This is a genomic window from Escherichia coli DSM 30083 = JCM 1649 = ATCC 11775 (assembly GCF_003697165.2).
In the GTDB taxonomy this organism is placed as follows: domain Bacteria; phylum Pseudomonadota; class Gammaproteobacteria; order Enterobacterales; family Enterobacteriaceae; genus Escherichia; species Escherichia coli.
In genome coordinates, this window is the sequence record NZ_CP033092.2 from 4,239,073 (window position 1) to 4,256,097 (window position 17,025).

General features: G+C 50.1%; 19 protein-coding genes. 7 read left to right on the plus strand and 12 right to left on the minus strand.

Translation table 11 applies throughout. From position 1 onward, the window contains the following. The first annotated feature begins 8 nt into the window (after positions 1-8). From EAS44_RS21810 to EAS44_RS21830, 5 genes are all read left to right on the plus strand, one after another. Positions 9-851 (plus strand): sugar phosphate isomerase/epimerase family protein, encoded by an 843-nt coding sequence (locus tag EAS44_RS21810; protein WP_001205235.1) that lies wholly within the window; start codon positions 9-11, stop codon positions 849-851. 9 nt (positions 852-860) lie between these two features. Beyond that, a complete protein-coding gene (locus tag EAS44_RS21815) occupies positions 861-1,637 on the plus strand; it encodes an enoyl-CoA hydratase/isomerase family protein (protein ID WP_001283550.1) in 777 nt (258 codons plus the stop codon). 9 nt (positions 1,638-1,646) lie between these two features. Then, on the plus strand, positions 1,647-3,188 hold the full coding sequence (locus EAS44_RS21820; protein WP_001228960.1) for an acyl CoA:acetate/3-ketoacid CoA transferase: 1,542 nt from the start codon (positions 1,647-1,649) through the stop codon (positions 3,186-3,188). Beyond that, a complete protein-coding gene (locus tag EAS44_RS21825) occupies positions 3,185-5,257 on the plus strand; it encodes an FAD-binding protein (RefSeq protein ID WP_000080371.1) in 2,073 nt (690 codons plus the stop codon). The genes EAS44_RS21820 and EAS44_RS21825 overlap by 4 nt, the downstream gene beginning before the upstream one ends. A 92-nt stretch (positions 5,258-5,349) precedes the next feature. Further along, positions 5,350-6,627, plus strand: a complete 1,278-nt coding sequence (locus EAS44_RS21830) for an MFS transporter (RefSeq protein WP_001033605.1) — start codon at positions 5,350-5,352, stop codon at positions 6,625-6,627. Between the two features lie 142 nt (positions 6,628-6,769). On the opposite strand, the gene EAS44_RS21835 is transcribed toward EAS44_RS21830, so the two are convergent. From EAS44_RS21835 to rpsF, 6 genes are all read right to left on the minus strand, one after another. Then, positions 6,770-8,038 carry a type II toxin-antitoxin system HipA family toxin gene (locus tag EAS44_RS21835; protein ID WP_001173915.1) on the minus strand — a complete coding sequence of 423 codons (1,269 nt, stop codon included), beginning with the start codon at positions 8,036-8,038 and terminating at the stop codon, positions 6,770-6,772. 2 nt (positions 8,039-8,040) lie between these two features. Continuing rightward, positions 8,041-8,532, minus strand: a complete 492-nt coding sequence (locus tag EAS44_RS21840; RefSeq protein ID WP_000516892.1) for a helix-turn-helix domain-containing protein — start codon at positions 8,530-8,532, stop codon at positions 8,041-8,043. A gap of 401 nt (positions 8,533-8,933) precedes the next feature. Further along, positions 8,934-9,383, minus strand: coding sequence for a 50S ribosomal protein L9 (gene rplI, locus EAS44_RS21850; RefSeq protein WP_001196062.1), 450 nt, complete (start codon positions 9,381-9,383; stop codon positions 8,934-8,936). Between the two features lie 41 nt (positions 9,384-9,424). Then, positions 9,425-9,652, minus strand: coding sequence for a 30S ribosomal protein S18 (gene rpsR / locus EAS44_RS21855; protein ID WP_000135199.1), 228 nt, complete (start codon positions 9,650-9,652; stop codon positions 9,425-9,427). A 4-nt stretch (positions 9,653-9,656) separates the two neighbouring features. Next, positions 9,657-9,971 carry a primosomal replication protein N gene (gene priB, locus EAS44_RS21860; RefSeq protein ID WP_001296681.1) on the minus strand — a complete coding sequence of 105 codons (315 nt, stop codon included), beginning with the start codon at positions 9,969-9,971 and terminating at the stop codon, positions 9,657-9,659. 6 nt (positions 9,972-9,977) lie between these two features. After that, positions 9,978-10,373, minus strand: a complete 396-nt coding sequence (rpsF, locus tag EAS44_RS21865; RefSeq protein ID WP_001216676.1) for a 30S ribosomal protein S6 — start codon at positions 10,371-10,373, stop codon at positions 9,978-9,980. A 327-nt stretch (positions 10,374-10,700) separates the two neighbouring features. On the opposite strand from rpsF, the gene yjfY reads away from it, so the two are divergent. Then, complete coding sequence (gene yjfY, locus EAS44_RS21870) at positions 10,701-10,976, plus strand: DUF1471 family protein YjfY (RefSeq protein ID WP_000492914.1); 276 nt, start codon at positions 10,701-10,703, stop codon at positions 10,974-10,976. A gap of 128 nt (positions 10,977-11,104) precedes the next feature. On the opposite strand, the gene ulaF is transcribed toward yjfY, so the two are convergent. From ulaF to ulaA, 6 genes are read right to left on the minus strand one after another with little or no spacing between them, the layout of a single operon-like run. After that, on the minus strand, positions 11,105-11,791 hold the full coding sequence (gene ulaF / locus EAS44_RS21875) for an L-ribulose-5-phosphate 4-epimerase UlaF (protein ID WP_001170855.1): 687 nt from the start codon (positions 11,789-11,791) through the stop codon (positions 11,105-11,107). Further along, positions 11,791-12,645, minus strand: a complete 855-nt coding sequence (gene ulaE, locus EAS44_RS21880; RefSeq protein WP_000949496.1) for an L-ribulose-5-phosphate 3-epimerase UlaE — start codon at positions 12,643-12,645, stop codon at positions 11,791-11,793. Before ulaE ends, ulaF begins: the two co-directional genes overlap by 1 nt. Positions 12,646-12,654: 9 nt before the next feature. Continuing rightward, on the minus strand, positions 12,655-13,305 hold the full coding sequence (gene ulaD, locus EAS44_RS21885) for a 3-keto-L-gulonate-6-phosphate decarboxylase UlaD (protein WP_000056749.1): 651 nt from the start codon (positions 13,303-13,305) through the stop codon (positions 12,655-12,657). Between the two features lie 13 nt (positions 13,306-13,318). Then, positions 13,319-13,783: a PTS ascorbate transporter subunit IIA gene (gene ulaC / locus EAS44_RS21890; RefSeq protein WP_000776505.1), complete on the minus strand. Its 465-nt coding sequence runs from the start codon at positions 13,781-13,783 to the stop codon at positions 13,319-13,321. Positions 13,784-13,792: 9 nt separating this feature from the next. Further along, positions 13,793-14,098 carry a PTS ascorbate transporter subunit IIB gene (gene ulaB / locus EAS44_RS21895; RefSeq protein ID WP_000218362.1) on the minus strand — a complete coding sequence of 102 codons (306 nt, stop codon included), beginning with the start codon at positions 14,096-14,098 and terminating at the stop codon, positions 13,793-13,795. A gap of 15 nt (positions 14,099-14,113) precedes the next feature. Next, the gene (ulaA, locus tag EAS44_RS21900; RefSeq protein ID WP_000404886.1) at positions 14,114-15,511 is read right to left on the minus strand and encodes a PTS ascorbate transporter subunit IIC; all 1,398 of its coding nucleotides are present in this window, start codon (positions 15,509-15,511) and stop codon (positions 14,114-14,116) included. Between the two features lie 354 nt (positions 15,512-15,865). Between ulaA and ulaG the strand changes: the two genes are divergently transcribed. Continuing rightward, entirely contained in the window at positions 15,866-16,930 is a 1,065-nt protein-coding gene (ulaG, locus tag EAS44_RS21905; protein ID WP_001350385.1) for an L-ascorbate 6-phosphate lactonase, read from the plus strand. The last annotated feature ends 95 nt before the right edge of the window (positions 16,931-17,025 follow it).

A 17,025-nucleotide genomic window follows, 5' to 3' on the forward strand; every position in this document is an offset into this window, starting at 1 on the left:
GCTGAATCATGAGAGATCTGTTACAACGCCCGGATTTATTCAGTATCAATACCGCGACACTGGGCTATAAAACGCCGCTACCCGCCATTATTGATGCCTGCGCCGCACGCGGTATTGGCGCAATTGCCCCCTGGCGCAGGGAGTTGCAGGGTGAAGATCTCCAGCAAATCGCCCGCCAGCTTGCCGCCAGTAACATGAGCGTTTCCGGTTTGTGCCGTAGCACTTACTACACCGCGCCGACACTGGCGGAACGCAAACTGGCGATTGATGATAACCGCCGGGCGCTGGACGACGCAGCGGTCCTTAACGCCGCCTGTTATATGCAGGTGGTTGGCGGGTTACCGCAGGGAACAAAAGATTTGTACGAAGCGCGGGAACAAGTAAAACAAGGGATTCGCCAGTTGCTGCCACATTCGAAAGATGTCGGCGTGCCAATTGCGCTGGAGCCGCTGCACCCGATGACTGCTGCCGACCGCTCTTGCCTGTGCACGTTACGTCAGGCGCTGGACTGGTGTGATGAACTCGATCCCGATGGTGAGTTTGGCCTCGGCGTGGCGGTGGATGTTTATCACGTCTGGTGGGATCCGGAGCTCGCCAGTCAGATCCTGCGTGCCGGAAAACGCATCCTCGCGTTTCATGTTTCCGACTGGTTAGTACCGACCACCGATCTGGTCAATGACCGGGGAATGCCGGGAGATGGCGTCATCAATATTCCGTCAATTCGTCGGCTGGTTGAAAACGCCGGATTTAATGGCGCTATTGAACTGGAAATATTCTCGCCTTACTGGTGGCAGAAAGATATTAACAGCACGCTGGATATTAGCGTCGATCGCATCGCGCATTATTGTTAAGGAATGATCATGAGTGACCAACCCGTTCTGTTCAGCAGAGCGGCGGCTTCTTGCCGCCTGACATTGAACCGTGAAGATAAATGTCATGCTATTAATGAAGAAATGATCGAATCTCTCGACCATTATTTAAATGAAATTGAAAACGACACCACATTACGATTAGTCGAATTAACGGCAACCGGCGATAAATTCTTTTGTGCGGGCGGCGATATTAAATCGTGGTCGGCCTATTCGCCATTAGATATGGGCAGAAAATGGATTAAACGCGGTAATGACGTTTTTAATCGCCTGCGCAACTTACCCCAATTAACCGTTGCGAATCTCAACGGTCATACCATCGGTGGCGGTATTGAACTTGCCTTGTGCTGCGATATTCGTATCGCTCGCCCCGGCGCGAAATTCTCTAACCCGGAAGTGATGCTCGGCATGGTGCCAGGCTGGATGGGCATTGAGCGAGTGCTTAATCAGGTTGGTCCTGTGGTCGGTCGCCAGATGCTGATGCTGGGTAAACGCCTGACGGCGCAGGAAGCCCAGGTGGCGAATTTAATTGATGAAGTGGTAGAAAAAGAACAGGTGGAAAGCTGGATGGCGAACCAGTTAGCGCAGCTGGAAAAATGTGGTCCGGTGGCACTGGCACATATTAAGCAACTGATTCTGGCGCTGGAAAATAAACACGCCGATTACTCCCACCAGTTACTGGCTGGATTAATGTCCGCCACTCAGGATTGCCAACAGGCGACGCACGCATTTGCCGAAAAAGCCGGCGTGAGCTTCCACAATCAATAAGGAAATTGTATGCGTAAGTTATCAACCGCCGAGACACTGGCGGCGCAAATTCAGGACGGCGCAACCATTGCCATTAGCGGTAACGGCGGCGGTATGGTGGAAGCTGACCATATTATGGCCGCCATTGAAGAGCGTTTCCTGCAAACCGGACACCCGCGCGATCTGACATTAATCCACTCGCTGGGTATTGGCGATCGCGACAGCAAAGGCACTAACCGTTTTGCTCACGCCGAAATGCTCAAACGCATTATTGCCGGACATTTTACCTGGTCGCCCAAGATGCAGGAACTGGTGAAAAGCAATGCTATTGAAGCCTACTGTTTCCCTGGTGGCGTAATTCAGGCACTGCTGCGGGAGATCGGTGCCGGACGTCCGGGACTTTTTACCCACGTTGGGCTGGGATCGTTTGTTGATCCACGCAATGGCGGCGGTAAGTCGAACGAATGCACTACCGAGGATTTGGTAGAACTGATTGAAATCGACGGTGAAACCAAACTCCGCTATCGCCCTTTCAAAGTGGACTACGCGATTTTGCGCGGCACCTATGCCGATCCGCGTGGCAACGTTAGCCTCGAAGAAGAAGCGATTGATATGGATAGCTATTCGATGGCGCTGGCAGCACACAACAGTGGCGGCAAAGTGTTTGTACAGGTGCGCGATGTACTGGAAGCTGGCACCATTGAACCTCGCAAGGTCAAGCTACCGGGGATTCTGGTCGATGGTATCGTTGAGCACCGCGAACAACCGCAAACCTATCTTGGTGGTTACGACCTGACCATTAGCGGTCAACATCGCCGTCTAAGTTCTAACGACGCTATTGAACTGGTTAGTCATCCGGTGCGTCGCCTGATTGCCCGTCGGGCAGCGCGGGAACTGGCGGCAGGCGCTTCAACCAACTTTGGCTTTGGTATTCCCGGTGGTATTCCTGGGGTTGCGCTGCGCGAAGGCGTGCCTTATCAAAGTTTGTGGCTGAGTGTAGAACAGGGTGTACATAACGGCATGATGCTGGATGATGCTCTGTTCGGCTGCGCCCGTAACGCCGATGCCATTATTCCATCACTCGATCAATTTGAATTCTACAGTGGCGGCGGCATCGATATCACCTTCCTCGGCATGGGAGAGATGGATCAATACGGTAACGTCAACGTCTCCCATCTTAATGGCAATCTCATTGGCCCCGGCGGCTTCCTCGAAATTGCACAAAACGCCCGTAAAGTGGTGTTTTGCGGTACGTTTGACGCCAAAGGCAGCAAGATTGATGTAACGCCAGATGGTTTGCATATCGCCCAGTCAGGTCAAATCCCTAAACTGGTTACCCAGGTGGAAAAAATCACTTTTAGCGCCGCCTACGCACAGCAAAGTGGTCAGGAAGTGTTGTATATCACTGAACGCGCAGTATTCCAGTTAACGGCAGAAGGCGTTGAATTAATTGAGATCGCCCCTGGCGTAGAGATTGAGCGCGACATTCTGCCATTCATGGCCTTCCGTCCAATTATCAAGCACCCACGCCTGATGGAAAGTAGCCTGTTTACGCCGATGGAGGATGCATGAGCCAGCTTGATGAGGCCATCCTTGATGCACTGACACACGTTACTTTCCCAAAGGGTTTTGCACAGGCAGAACCCGCATGGGTTGTCACGGTAGACGGTGTTGATTACCCACTCTGGAAAACAGATGCCCTGGTAGTCGGCAGTGGTGCAGCAGGGCTACGTGCAGCTGTAGAACTTAAACGCCGCCAGCAAAATGTGTTAATCGCCACCGCCGGGTTATATATGGGGACGTCGGCATGTTCTGGCTCTGATAAACAAACACTGTTTACCGCCGCTACCGCGGGCAACGGCGACAACTTCGCCAAACTGGCAGAGGCACTGGCGAGCGGTGGGGCGATGGATCACGACACCGCTTATGTTGAAGCGGTAGGTTCTCTGCACACTCTTGGCGGGTTGCAATATCTTGGTCTGGAATTACCGGAAGATCGCTATGGCGCGATTCTTCGTTATCAAACCGACCACGACGAAGCCGGGCGTGCAACCTCGTGTGGGCCGCGTACCTCAAGGTTAATGGTGAAAGTGCTGCTGGAAGAAGTACAGCGTCTTGCTATCCCAATGTTGACCAGTGCAACAGTGATTAAACTGCTGCATCAGCGTGACGAAAACGGTGAAGACCGTGTGGCGGGGGCAATCATCGCGACCGGTCATCGCGCCCATAACCCATGGGGGCTGGCAATTGTGACTGCGCCCAATGTGGTACTGGCAACAGGAGGGCCTGGCGAGCTTTATCGCGACAGTGTGTACCCACACAAATGTTTTGGCTCGCTGGGGCTGGCGCTGGAGGAAGGCCTGACGCTAACCAATCTGACCGAAAGCCAGTTTGGTATAGGCACGCCGCGCAGCACGTTTCCGTGGAATTTGTCCGGCACCTATGTACAGGTGATCCCATATATCTATTCCGTGGATGCCGGGGGCAACGAGTATAACTTCCTCGCGGATTACTATCGCACCACCCAGGAGCTGGCTTCAAACATTTTCCGTAAAGGCTATCAGTGGCCGTTCCACGCCACGCGGGTAATGGATTTTGGCTCCAGCTTGTTAGATATGGCAGTAGCGCAAGAGCAGCAATCAGGGCGTCTGGTATTTATGGATTTCAATCGTAATCCAGAACCTGTGCCGGGTGACCTGCCGTTCTCATTAGATCGACTGGACGACGACGTTCGCGCGTATCTGGAAAATAACGACGCTCTGGCACCATCGCCCATCGAACGCCTGCAACAAATGAATCCTCTGTCTATCTCGCTGTATAAGATGCACGGTTACGATCTCATCACGCAGCCATTGCAGTTTGCCATGAATAATCAGCACATGAATGGCGGCATTGAAGTCGATATCTGGGGACAAACATCTCTGCCCGGTTGTTTTGCGGTGGGGGAAGTTGCTGGCACACACGGCGTCACCCGACCTGGCGGCGCGGCATTGAATGCCGGGCAGGTTTTTGCTGTTCGTCTGGCGCGCTTTATTGGTTGCACGCAAAAGCGGAATATTGATGGAGATATTGCACAGCTGGCAGCTCCGGCACTGGCTTCTATAAGAGAGATCATTACTCAGGCGCACGATAACGGGTCCGGGATGCCGTTGTCGGTTGTGAGAGAAAAAATTCAGGCACGAATGTCTGACTATGCGGGATTTATTTGCCATGCCGATAAAGTCCGACGTGCCACTCGTGATGCCCTGCTATTGAACGAATTTGTCCAACGGCATGGATTGGCAATCAAACATGTGGGTGAAGTTGCCGAGCTGTTTATGTGGCGGCATATGGCACTGACTTCTGCCGCCGTATTAACGCAATTAACGCATTATATTGACGCAGGTGGCGGCAGTCGTGGGGCGCGGATGGTTATTGATCCACAAGGCAAATGCCTACCACAAACTCGTCGCGGCGTAAAAGAAGAATGGCGTTTTCGCTCTGAACTCGCTGAAGACAAAAATCACAAATTAACAATTCAATATTCGCAAGGTTCTTTTATTACCGAAGTAAAGTCTTTACGTATGCAACCGTGTATTAACGGTATTTACTTTGAAAAAAACTGGCCAGACTTTTTAAAGGGAGACATTTACACACAATAATTTTCAATATTTCCTCTGTACCTGATTTTTATTGCCTATTACATGGAAATACCAACAACCAGGGTTTATTAATATAATTAAAAGGTTTAAAAATGAATAAAATAAAGAATTATCGATGGCATATGATTGCCCTCGTATGCTTTATCACTGTAATCAATTATCTGGACAGAACGGCGTTAGGTATTGCGGCTCCAACGATTATGGAGACAACAGGAATAACCAAAGAACAATATTCATGGATTGTCAGTGCATTCCAGTTGGCCTATACATTGGGGCAACCGATAATGGGCTTCTTTATTGATACCGTGGGTCTGAAGTTAAGTTTTGCGATATGTGCCGCAATCTGGGGCCTGGCGACAATGGGGCATGCCTTGACAGGAACATGGTCAGGTCTGGCATTTATGCGCGCCCTGATGGGTTTCAGCGAAGCATCGGCAATTCCTGCGGGTGTAAAAACCGCATCAACATGGTTCCCGGCAAAAGAGCGTGGCGTGGCGACAGGTGTTTTCAATATGGGCACCTCACTCGGCGCGATGCTTGCTCCACCGTTGATTGCCTGGTGCATTATGTTTCATAGCTGGCAATTTGCGTTTATTGTCTCAGGTAGCCTTGCTTTACTCGCGGCTTTATTTTGGTTCTTTTGTTATAAAGATCCAAAAGATGCTAAACGCCTTTCTGATGAAGAGCGCCACTATATTGAATCTGGGCAAGAACAGCATCTTAAAACAGATAAGAAAGAAAAAACGTCAATCAAGCATATCCTCAGCCAACGTAATTTCTGGGGGATTGGCATCGCGCGTTTTCTCGCTGACCCGGCATGGGGAACCATTAACTTCTGGGTACCGATTTTCTTCGTCGAAACGCTGCATTTTAGCCTGAAAGAAATTGCCATGTTCGTCTGGCTGCCTTTCCTGCTGGGCGATCTCGGCTGTTTAGCCAGTGGTTTTGTCGCGAAGTTCTTCCACGATCGCGGCGTGAGTTTAATTAACTCACGAAGAATTACCTTCACTATTGCAGCCGTCATTATGATGACGATTGGTCTGGTGAGTATTGTCGAAAATCCCTACATCGCCGTATTACTGATTAGCATTGGCGCATTCTCGCATCAATGTCTTTCTACTGTTGCAGCAACTCTGGGCGGTGACCTATTCAAAAAAGACGAAGTAGCTACCGCTGTGGGTATGGCAGGAGCCTGTGCATGGAGCGGTCAGTTGATTTTCAACCTGTTTATCGGGGCATTCGTTCACATTATTGGCTTCGCGCCGTTCTTTATTGCCCTGGCTTTCTTTGACATTATTGGCGCCATTGCGCTGTGGATGCTTATCAAAGTTAAAGACGAAGAACCACAAGTACAGTTAGCGACAAGCTAATTATTTTACATAGAAACGCTATAATTTAGCTTTGTAGCGTTTCTATTTTTCTCATAAATTAAACGTCTCTTCCAAAACGTTCAGTATCTACTGGCATTGCTTCGCAAATTTATGATTTAGCGAATATATCAAAATAACTATTCTAAATTGCCCCCCTGAACGCCTCTGCCATTAACTCTTGCTCACGACCAGGTAATCGAAGACGCTCGGCAATGATTCGCCACTGACTGACAATCCCTCTAAAATTAGCAATAATGTCATCTGCTTCTGTCAAACCAAGTCGAAAATACTCCGCAACTTCTCGAGCTAATTCCAAATCAAGTGCATTATCATTTTCTGTAATATTGAGTTTTAGACCGTCAGACCTGGCAACAGGATTCAAATCATATGCCTCAGAAAGCCGCCAACCTTTTCCCGGTATCAAGATATATCCATGATTACGTAAATGGTCATCGGTATTAGAAACAAGAATATTAAAAACAATCCTGGACCAGAGTTCCTTAAGATCAGTATTAGTCTGCGCGCCATGCCTGATAAGAACATCTGCTAATTCCAGATAACTCACACCTGTAGAGGCATCTTCACCATCCTGATGCCTGGTTAGTGTCATAGCCGAAGCAAAATGCAGACGCCTTCCCGCATTAGTGCGGTCAAAACGACGAACCATAAAACAATGGTAATTGCTGGCAAATTTATGCGCCTGAGCAGGTGCAACATTCAGTCCACAGCCAACAGCAAGTGCATTAACGACCATTTCCCATCCACCAACATCATACTCATCTTTTACACTGGGAAATTTAGCGATGTAGAGATGCCCAGCTTCATCAACAACACTGGCTTTCGGACGTGCCCCCCCTAATGATCCCCCCGGAGCGATTAGCATTCTTAACCATTTTTGCCCCATTAGCTCTTTATTATCAGGATCTTCTTCAATTGCCCGGCTAGCCCTTTCCAGACTCGCTATTTCGGTAAATGGTGGGGCTGCAACATCAATGCGATTATCAAGAAACTCTCCAGCGTCTTCACGTTTGTATCGAAGAGCCCCAACCCGATAAAGATCATGAACACCTAGTAGATAATCAGACTCATAAAGGTGGGAGTCTTTATCACATAACCCGTCTCGAATATCCCTCTCAAAACGACGCTTCATTAGCATACGCCCCCAACGATCCGGGCAGGAATCACTAAATGCACCAAATTTATCCTTTGGAGGAATTGGGTACTGTGCTCCCTCATACAACATTATTTCAGGATCTAACTGAATGAAATTAAGTGAAGGATCTGCAAGCGCCTTTTTATCGTACTCAAACTCAAATATCTCACGCGTCCGAGTGCGGCGACTGTGTAAATAACCAATCCGCTCCGGACCATCCAGGCCTTCCCAATCCGCATACACTCCGATTAATGCCATAATTAATTTCCTTTTAACGGTTTTTTTATCGGTTTTAATAGTGCTGCAAGAGAGGTTGATGTTTCTCCTGTAATAGATGGCGTTGAGCCTTCTGCCAGTGCTGTTAAATCCGTGGTGAGTAAACCTTCTTTCTCATACCTCGTTTGAAAAGGGTCTGTCTGAATACCTTCTTCATTTTTACCTGATGAACGAGAAAGCCCTCTTTTTTTAATCAAACGGGAATCCTGGAGCTGACGCCCTAAGTCGTCTTCAGCTGCAAGCTTATTTAAATCCGTTTCCAGGCCCAAAACCTGCATCACAGACAAATATGCCCCTATCGTGACCCCTGCACTTCCTGACTCCAGAGAGCGCAATGTTATTGGCGACATCCCAGCACGTTCAGCAACTTGCTTTGCGGTAAGCCTGCGTCGTAAACGAGCAAGTTTCAGCCGCTCACCAAATTCACTAAGCATCTGATTCGTATAAGGGAGTAACGGTGCTGTTTTTTTACCCATAGTGATAATATTTTATCTTTTTATGGCTATGATAGCCATAATATTAGCATTTATTGGATTGAACGCACCTGCAAAGCGTTCAAGATTACGAAAGTGATGATATTTTATCCTTTTATATATAAAAACAATAAAATAACAGCGCATTCATATATAACATATTGTTTTTATTATCATACAAGGGAGACGATCGCTGTATTGATGCTTTTGTCGTGTTTTACGCGTAAAAAACATGACACGAACTACCAGCGGCGAGGCTGGGGGCCAGGTATGGGTACTGCGAACTTTTTATAAAAGGAATAGCAAGAGATTTATGGAGGGAACGTCTATTTCTGCGGTTTTTATCGCTTAAAAGCAAAACGCCGACCACTGGTCGGCGTTTTTACGTCTCGTTGAATAACGAATTATTCAGCTACTACGTTTACGATCACTTTCGCGAATACTTCGCTGTGAACCTGGAAGCTCACTTCGTGTTCGCCAGTGGTACGCAGAACGCCGTTCGGCAGACGAACTTCGCTCTTAGCCACTTCAACGCCAGCTGCAGTTACAGCGTCAGCGATGTCGCGAGTACCGATGGAACCGAACAGTTTACCTTCGTCGCCAGCTTTAGACGCGATGGTAACAGTTTCCAGTGCATTGATTTTCTCAGCGCGAGCATTAGCTGCTGCCAGAACTTCAGCCAGTTTAGCTTCCAGTTCAGCGCGACGTGCTTCGAAGAATTCAATGTTTTTCTTGGTAGCTGGAACAGCTTTACCCTGCGGTACCAGGAAGTTACGAGCATAGCCCGCTTTAACGTTTACCTGATCACCCAGGCTACCCAGGTTTGCTACTTTATCAAGCAGAATAACTTGCATTACCTTATCCTCTCAAAGTCGTATTAATGGACCGTGACCGATTACTGATGGCGATCAGTGTACGGCAGCAGGGACAGGTAGCGAGCGCGTTTGATAGCGCGAGCCAGCTGACGCTGGTATTTTGCACGGGTACCGGTGATACGGCTTGGGACAATCTTACCGCTTTCGGTGATGTAGTTTTTCAGCGTAGCGATATCTTTATAGTCGATCTCTTGAACGCCTTCCGCGGTGAAACGGCAGAACTTGCGACGACGGAAATAACGTGCCATATGGCTAGTCTCCAGAATCTATCAATTCAATCTGCTCGGCATGCAAAACCATTTTGCTCAGTCCGTTCTTTGCCTTATGGCATGAAATGAACCCCTGAACGGTTATGCGACTGCCGACCGTTATACTGTGAGTAATGGCCTGGTTTTCGTGTCCGCTAACAATAACGGGCATTTGGCACCACGCCTGCCGGTGAAAGCCGGCTTCCTCCTGCACAGAACGATGCTCAAGCACGAACTGGCAGTGAGGAATTCCTGATGGACTGACCTTTCGAAGGGGAGTCCTGCACACGGTGCCGGACAACACCAGACGGTTGGTCATCAGAAATTACTCTTCAGAATCCCCAGCTTCAGCATCATCAGCGGTTTCGTTTGCGAAATCATCGCGACGCTCACGGCGCTCGTCTTTCGCTTTAACCATCGGAGATGCTTCGGTAACAGCGTGCTTGGTACGCATAACCATGCTGCGGATAACGGCATCGTTGAAGCGGAAGGTAGTTTCCAGCTCATCGATCACTTCCTGCGGAGCTTCAACGTTCATCAGAACGTAGTGTGCTTTGTGCAGTTTGTTGATCGGGTAAGCCAGCTGACGGCGGCCCCAGTCTTCCAGACGGTGGATCTTGCCTTCTGCACCAGTGATGGCAGCAGTGTAGCGCTCGATCATGCCCGGAACCTGTTCGCTCTGGTCAGGATGGACCATAAAAACGATTTCGTAATGACGCATCGAATTGCTCCTTACGGATTATTCAGCCTCCTGTCTGGGTCAGCCGAATCCCGGGGAGGCAAGGAACGTGTTAAAGGTCGGCTGAAAAATGACGCGTTATAGTACTGACATACCCCGCTAAACTCAAGGGCAGAGCCGAAATAAATCTCCCCTTTCGCAAATAACCTCTAAACCGCTGATTTGGAGTTCATCACACTTCGTCATGGTGTTTTTTTGAACAACTGCATCAGAAATGGTCACCATCAACTTCTTTATCATTGATTAAAATTAAATCAGAAGATCACCACAAGAGGAGAGCACACAAAGTCAGCCGTCGAGGAGGTATCTATGTTCAGTCGCGTTTTAGCCCTTCTGGCTGTGCTTTTGCTAAGTGCAAATACATGGGCAGCCATTGAAATTAATAACCACCAGGCCAGAAATATGGACGATGTGCAAAGCTTAGGCGTGATTTATATCAATCATAACTTCGCCACTGAGAGTGAAGCACGTCAGGCATTAAATGAAGAGACAGATGCGCAAGGCGCAACGTACTACCATGTGATTCTGATGCGGGAACCGGGGAGTAACGGCAATATGCACGCCAGCGCGGATATTTATCGCTAGCACCAGGTATAACCAACGAAACATTGCCATAGTTTGCTTTGCCCCCTTCGCAGGGGGCTTTTTTTGAAAAACGGCTGCGGAATTAGACCAGTTATCTCCCGAAGAAGGAAATTTCCGCAGCGCGTGTTTTACTTCTGCCCGTAATAAGCGTTGGGACCGTGCTTACGCATGAAGTGTTTATTCATCAGGAAGCTGTCGATGTGATTCAGTTGTGGGTTAATACTACGCGCAATCCACGCCATTTTCGCCACTTCTTCCATCACCACCGCGTTATGCACCGCATCGTGGGCATCTTTCCCCCAGGCGAACGGTCCGTGCTGATACACCACAATTCCCGGCGTATGCAGCGGCTCGGCGTCACCCAGCGTTTCGATAATCACTTTGCCGGTATTCAGTTCGTACTCACCCTGCACCTCTTCTTTGCTTAATCCACGCGTACACGGGATATCGCCAAAGAAGTAATCGGCGTGCGTGGTGCCTAACGCTGGGATCGCCAGCCCCGCCTGCGCCCACGCGGTGGCATGAGTGGAGTGGGTATGGACAATGCCGCCAAGCGACGGATAACGACGGTAGAGTTCGAGATGCGTCGCAGTGTCGGAAGACGGACGATACTCCCCTTCCACCACGTTGCCGCTCATATCGACCACTACCATATCGTCCGCTTTCATGGTTTCGTAGGCGACACCGCTGGGCTTGATCACCACCAGCCCGCGTTCACGGTCAATAGCGCTGACGTTGCCCCAGGTAAAGGTCACCAACCCGTAACGCGGCAGCTCCATGTTGGCCTCAAACACCTGCTGTTTCAGCTTTTGCATTATGCCGCCTCCACCATGCCTGCTTTGGCCATGCGCGCTTTCACCCAATCACGCGCTTTCGCTACTTCTGCCGCCGGGTCTTCCGCCGTTTCGCTCCACATCTCAATCAGGTACGGCCCGCAATAGCCACTCTGTTTGAGCGTTTCGAAGCAACGTTCGAAATCCACTACGCCTTCGCCAAACGGCACGTTTTTGAAGACGCCAGGTTTGGTGTCTTTCACATGTACCGCGACGATATGCCCGATTCCGGCCTGCAACTCCATCTGCACGTCGTTGTCCCACGCCGACAGGTTGCCGATATCCGGGTAGAGCTGGAACCACGGATTGTTGAAATAGTGTGCGTAGCCCAGCGCCTTGCTGATGGAGTTCATCAATGGGTAATCCATGATCTCCATCGCCAGTGTGACCTGCGCGCGGCTCGCCATCTCAACGCTCTCTTTCAGGCCGTCACGAAAACGACGACGCGTTTCGTTATTGGCTTCCTGATAGTAAACGTCATAGCCCGCCAGTTGGATCACGCGAATACCGACGTCCTGGGCGAACTGGATAGCTTTACGCATAATCTCCAGCCCCTGGGCCCGCACCGCGTCATCTTCGCTTCCCAGCGGGAAACGACGATGAGCAGAAAGGCACATGGACGGTACGCGCACGCCGGTTTCAACAATCGCATTCACCAGTGCCAGACGCTGCTCGCGGCTCCAGTCGAGGCGCGAAAGGCGATCGTCCGTTTCATCTACTGACATCTCGACAAAATCGAAGCCTAACGTTTTTGCCAGTTGCAGTCGTTCCAGCCAGCACTCCCCAGCGGGGAGCGCTTTTTCGTAGATGCCAAGCGGGATTTGTTTGGACAACATATCCGCTCCTTAGCCCCACAGTTCAGCGATGGAACGTTTGAACTGACGTGCGGCCTCCACCGGAGAAGCGGCATCACGAATGCTGCGACCAGCGATAAACACATGAATCGGAATGCCTTTAAACAACGGCAGATCTTCCAGCGCCAGACCACCGGTGACGGTGACTTTGAAGCCCATATCGGAAAGACGTTTGATCGCGGTAATGTCCGCTTCGCCCCATGCCACGCCTGCGGCCTGCGCGTCACGGCTGCGGTGATAAACCACCTGCCCAATGCCTGCGTCGCGCCACTGCTGCGCCTGTTCCCAGGTCCAGTAGCCGGTCAATTCGATCTGCACGTCGCCATTAAACTCTTTTGCCACGTCCAGCGCGCCTTTGGCGGTGTTGATATCCGCACAGCAAATTACGGTCACCCAGTCAGCGTTGGCTTCGAAGCACATGCGAGAAAGGATTTTGCCTGCATCGGCAATTTTGGCGTCAGCCAGTACGATTTTGTGCGGGTACAGCGCTTTCAGGTCACGAACCGCACGCACGCCTTCGCCTACGCAAAGAATGGTGCCCACTTCGATAATGTCGACTTCTTCGGCAATCAGGCGAGTGGTTTCGTAGGCGCTATCCATAGTCTGGTTGTCCAGCGCGACTTGCAACATCGGTAATGACATGTTCAATTCCTTCTTAAGCTGCCGCGTTGGTGCGGTCAATGAGATCCAGTACTTCCTGCTCGGTACGGCAGGCACGTAAACGGTCGAAATTCTCTTCATCTTCAAACAGGTTGACGATCTGCATGATGCCCACTTCCTGGTGAGTGTTGGCATCAACCGCCGCCATGGTGATGAGGATATCCACCGGATCGTTATCTTCGTGGTTGAACTCCAGCGGCTTTTTCAGCGTCACCAGCGCAAAACCAGTTTTCTTAACCCCCTCTTCCGGGCGTCCGTGCGGCATTGCCAGGCCGGGTGCGAGCACAAAGTACGGGCCGTGCTGTTCAACCGCATCCAGAATCGCCTGGTAGTAACGCGGCTCTACCACATCTGCCGCTACCAGCAGATCAACGCCGATTTTCACTGCGTCCTGCCATGTCTCTGCTTCCGCTTGCAGGCGGATAGATTTATTTTCAGCCAGCGAATCACGTAATTTCATGGCGCGTCCTTACTTCACGTCCTGCGGGAAATGCTCTTTGATCACTTCCAGCAGTTTCGGGCCAAAATCAGCAGGAGAGAGCATGTTGCGCACGCCAACCACATATTTGTTGCCGGTCACGGTGATTTCGCCCGCAATATGGGTAGAAGCGATGATGATATCCGCACCGCTCAACTCGCTTTTGTATTCGCCAACCGCGCAGCTGTTTACCGTGTGGTCGATGTTCGACTGGGTTAAAAACTGGTCCACTTTCATTTTCATGATCATGGAACTGCCTTGTCCGTTACCACACACAGCCAGAATACGTACGGTCATAATCAAAACTCCTTATTAAGCAGATTGTTCTGCCAGTTGTTTTTCTGCATCTTCTTCTGCACGCAGTGCGCGGCCAGCGAAGAACATATAAGCCAGTGCAATGACAATGATGACGGCCATAAAGGCGATACCGATGGAGAAGAAGCCCTGCATCATCGGCGGTGCCAGAATCGACCAGTCCGCCATGCCCATCCAGGCGCTCATACCGGTGAGTTTCACCGCCCAGACGCAACCAAAGATTTCGATCATCCCCATCACCAGGCAAATCTTCAGCGCCGCGCGCCAGCCGCCGAAGTGGTTAGCGAACACGCCGATAGTGGCGTTGGAGAAGAACATCGGGATAAAGCCTGGAATAATCAGGATTGAAGAGCCACAGGCGACCAGGATGCCAACCGCAATCAGTTGCCCGATGGTGCCCCACATAAAACCCCAGACCACGGCGTTCGGCGCGAAGCTATAAATAGCCGCACAGTCAATCGCCAGAACCGCACCCGGGATCAGGCGCTGGGAGATACCGTTGAATGCTTCAGAGAGCTCCGCCACAAACATGCGCACGCCCTGAGTGATGATGAAAATCGCCACCGCAAAGGAGAAACCGGTTTGCAGGATGTACACCGTCCAGTTCACTTTGCCTGCCATCGCCTGCACGGTGTCGATACCAAAGGAGAGCAGAATGGCACCAAAGAAGATAGTCATGACAATCGCCGTGGAGACGATGTTGTCGTGGAAAATATTCAGCCAGCCAGGCAGTTTGAGGTCTTCAACGCTTTCCTCTTTTTTGCCGAGGAACGGTGCGACTTTATAAGCAATCCATGATGCGAACTGCTGCTGGTGACCAATGGAGAAACCACAGCCGTCGGTGACTTCCTGTGTCGGCTTGTACATCATGTTGGAGGTAATGCCCCAGTAGAGCGAAACCAGAATCGCGGTGCAGATAATGGTCGTCCACATGGAGTAGCCGAAGATAAACAGCGTAACGGCAATCAGCCCCGCCTGCTGGAACATGATGTGACCAGTCAGCATGATGGTGCGAATACCGGTAATTCGGCGCAGCAGCACGTAACAGATGTTCAGCGCCAGCGCTAACAACACCGCGTAACCCACCCAGCTATAGGCATCGCCCATGCGTTCAATGGTTGCCATCATCGACGCGTAAGTATCGGAAATTGCGCCGTTAATGCCGTAGACTTCGGACATTTTCGCCACCACCGGTTTGAAGGTGCTGGTCAGGATGCCGGACCCTGCCTGCAACAACATGAAACCAATTATGGTTTTAATCGTACCTTTAATAATAACGCTGACACTTTTGCGCAGTAGGATGTAACCCAGACAGGTCACAATACCCAGCAACAACGGGGCATTGGTCATGACCTGGTTAAAAAACACGGTAAAGATGTTGTAGAGGATCTCCATAACGATCTCCTGAAGAAGAGGTAACCGGGTATTTCGCACACCCGGAATGTTGTGCTCTCACTCTAATTTTCAAAAGTAATCACAACAAGATTATTTATGATTAAATGTGACGTCGCACGCAAATAATTCCATATAAACAGAATGGGATTCACATAATGAAATATTTATTCATTTAAATTCATTTAGTTAATTGCATTACACATTCAATTTAATCTTTCCACACTCAAAATCCACAATAACTCTCCTGCTAAAAAGTCAAAAAATGGTCATTGCCTTCCTGAAAAAATAGTGTCAGGATTAATCAAAACCAATCACATATTGATTCGAATTGAACTATCACGAAGGTAAATGGCGATGAGTAAAGTGAAAAGTATCACCCGTGAGTCCTGGATCCTGAGCACTTTCCCGGAGTGGGGTAGCTGGCTGAATGAAGAAATTGAGCAAGAGCAGGTCGCACCTGGCACTTTCGCAATGTGGTGGCTCGGCTGTACCGGGATCTGGTTGAAATCAGAAGGCGGTGCCAACGTTTGTGTTGATTTTTGGTGCGGTACTGGCAAACAAAGCCACGGTAACCCGTTAATGAAACAGGGTCACCAGATGCAGCGCATGGCTGGCGTGAAAAAACTGCAGCCAAACCTGCGCACCACCCCGTTTGTTCTTGATCCGTTTGCGATTCGCCAGATCGACGCGGTACTGGCGACTCACGATCACAACGATCATATCGACGTTAACGTCGCTGCTGCCGTGATGCAGAACTGTGCTGATGACGTACCGTTCATTGGACCGAAAACTTGCGTTGATTTGTGGATTGGCTGGGGCGTACCGAAAGAGCGTTGCATCGTCGTTAAACCGGGCGACGTAGTGAAGGTAAAAGACATTGAAATTCATGCACTTGATGCTTTCGACCGTACGGCACTGATCACCCTGCCTGCCGATCAAAAAGCGGCTGGCGTACTGCCGGACGGCATGGACGATCGCGCGGTGAACTATCTGTTCAAAACCCCAGGCGGTACCCTGTATCACAGCGGCGACTCCCACTACTCTAACTACTATGCAAAACATGGTAATGAGCATCAGATCGACGTGGCTTTAGGTTCATACGGCGAAAACCCACGCGGTATTACCGACAAAATGACCAGTGCTGATATCTTGCGTATGGGCGAAGCGCTGAATGCGAAAGTAGTGATCCCGTTCCACCACGATATCTGGTCAAACTTCCAGGCCGATCCGCAAGAGATCCGCGTGCTGTGGGAGATGAAAAAAGATCGCCTGAAGTATGGCTTCAAGCCGTTTATCTGGCAGGTCGGCGGCAAATTTACCTGGCCGCTGGATAAAGACAACTTCGAGTACCACTATCCGCGTGGTTTCGATGATTGCTTCACTATTGAACCAGATCTGCCGTTCAAGTCGTTCCTGTAATCTGTCGCTTGTACCGGATAGCGTGGAGATGCTCGCGCTATCCGGCATAGTATTTCCTGGCTATTTCAAATATCATCTAAAAAAATCAAATTTTA

What these genes read in the sequence shown, in the direction of transcription:
- ulaG (WP_001350385.1), top strand. Translation starts at nt 15,866, where the DNA reads ATGAGTAAAGTGAAAAGTATCACCCGTGAGTCCTGGATCCTGAGCACT.
- EAS44_RS21840 (WP_000516892.1), bottom strand. Translation starts at nt 8,532, where the DNA reads ATGGGTAAAAAAACAGCACCGTTACTCCCTTATACGAATCAGATGCTT.
- priB (WP_001296681.1), bottom strand. Translation starts at nt 9,971, where the DNA reads ATGACCAACCGTCTGGTGTTGTCCGGCACCGTGTGCAGGACTCCCCTT.
- rpsR (WP_000135199.1), bottom strand. Translation starts at nt 9,652, where the DNA reads ATGGCACGTTATTTCCGTCGTCGCAAGTTCTGCCGTTTCACCGCGGAA.
- ulaE (WP_000949496.1), bottom strand. Translation starts at nt 12,645, where the DNA reads ATGTTGTCCAAACAAATCCCGCTTGGCATCTACGAAAAAGCGCTCCCC.
- ulaC (WP_000776505.1), bottom strand. Translation starts at nt 13,783, where the DNA reads ATGAAATTACGTGATTCGCTGGCTGAAAATAAATCTATCCGCCTGCAA.
- ulaA (WP_000404886.1), bottom strand. Translation starts at nt 15,511, where the DNA reads ATGGAGATCCTCTACAACATCTTTACCGTGTTTTTTAACCAGGTCATG.
- EAS44_RS21825 (WP_000080371.1), top strand. Translation starts at nt 3,185, where the DNA reads ATGAGCCAGCTTGATGAGGCCATCCTTGATGCACTGACACACGTTACT.
- EAS44_RS21815 (WP_001283550.1), top strand. Translation starts at nt 861, where the DNA reads ATGAGTGACCAACCCGTTCTGTTCAGCAGAGCGGCGGCTTCTTGCCGC.
- yjfY (WP_000492914.1), top strand. Translation starts at nt 10,701, where the DNA reads ATGTTCAGTCGCGTTTTAGCCCTTCTGGCTGTGCTTTTGCTAAGTGCA.
- ulaD (WP_000056749.1), bottom strand. Translation starts at nt 13,305, where the DNA reads ATGTCATTACCGATGTTGCAAGTCGCGCTGGACAACCAGACTATGGAT.
- EAS44_RS21835 (WP_001173915.1), bottom strand. Translation starts at nt 8,038, where the DNA reads ATGGCATTAATCGGAGTGTATGCGGATTGGGAAGGCCTGGATGGTCCG.
- rpsF (WP_001216676.1), bottom strand. Translation starts at nt 10,373, where the DNA reads ATGCGTCATTACGAAATCGTTTTTATGGTCCATCCTGACCAGAGCGAA.
- EAS44_RS21820 (WP_001228960.1), top strand. Translation starts at nt 1,647, where the DNA reads ATGCGTAAGTTATCAACCGCCGAGACACTGGCGGCGCAAATTCAGGAC.
- rplI (WP_001196062.1), bottom strand. Translation starts at nt 9,383, where the DNA reads ATGCAAGTTATTCTGCTTGATAAAGTAGCAAACCTGGGTAGCCTGGGT.
- ulaF (WP_001170855.1), bottom strand. Translation starts at nt 11,791, where the DNA reads ATGCAAAAGCTGAAACAGCAGGTGTTTGAGGCCAACATGGAGCTGCCG.
- ulaB (WP_000218362.1), bottom strand. Translation starts at nt 14,098, where the DNA reads ATGACCGTACGTATTCTGGCTGTGTGTGGTAACGGACAAGGCAGTTCC.
- EAS44_RS21810 (WP_001205235.1), top strand. Translation starts at nt 9, where the DNA reads ATGAGAGATCTGTTACAACGCCCGGATTTATTCAGTATCAATACCGCG.
- EAS44_RS21830 (WP_001033605.1), top strand. Translation starts at nt 5,350, where the DNA reads ATGAATAAAATAAAGAATTATCGATGGCATATGATTGCCCTCGTATGC.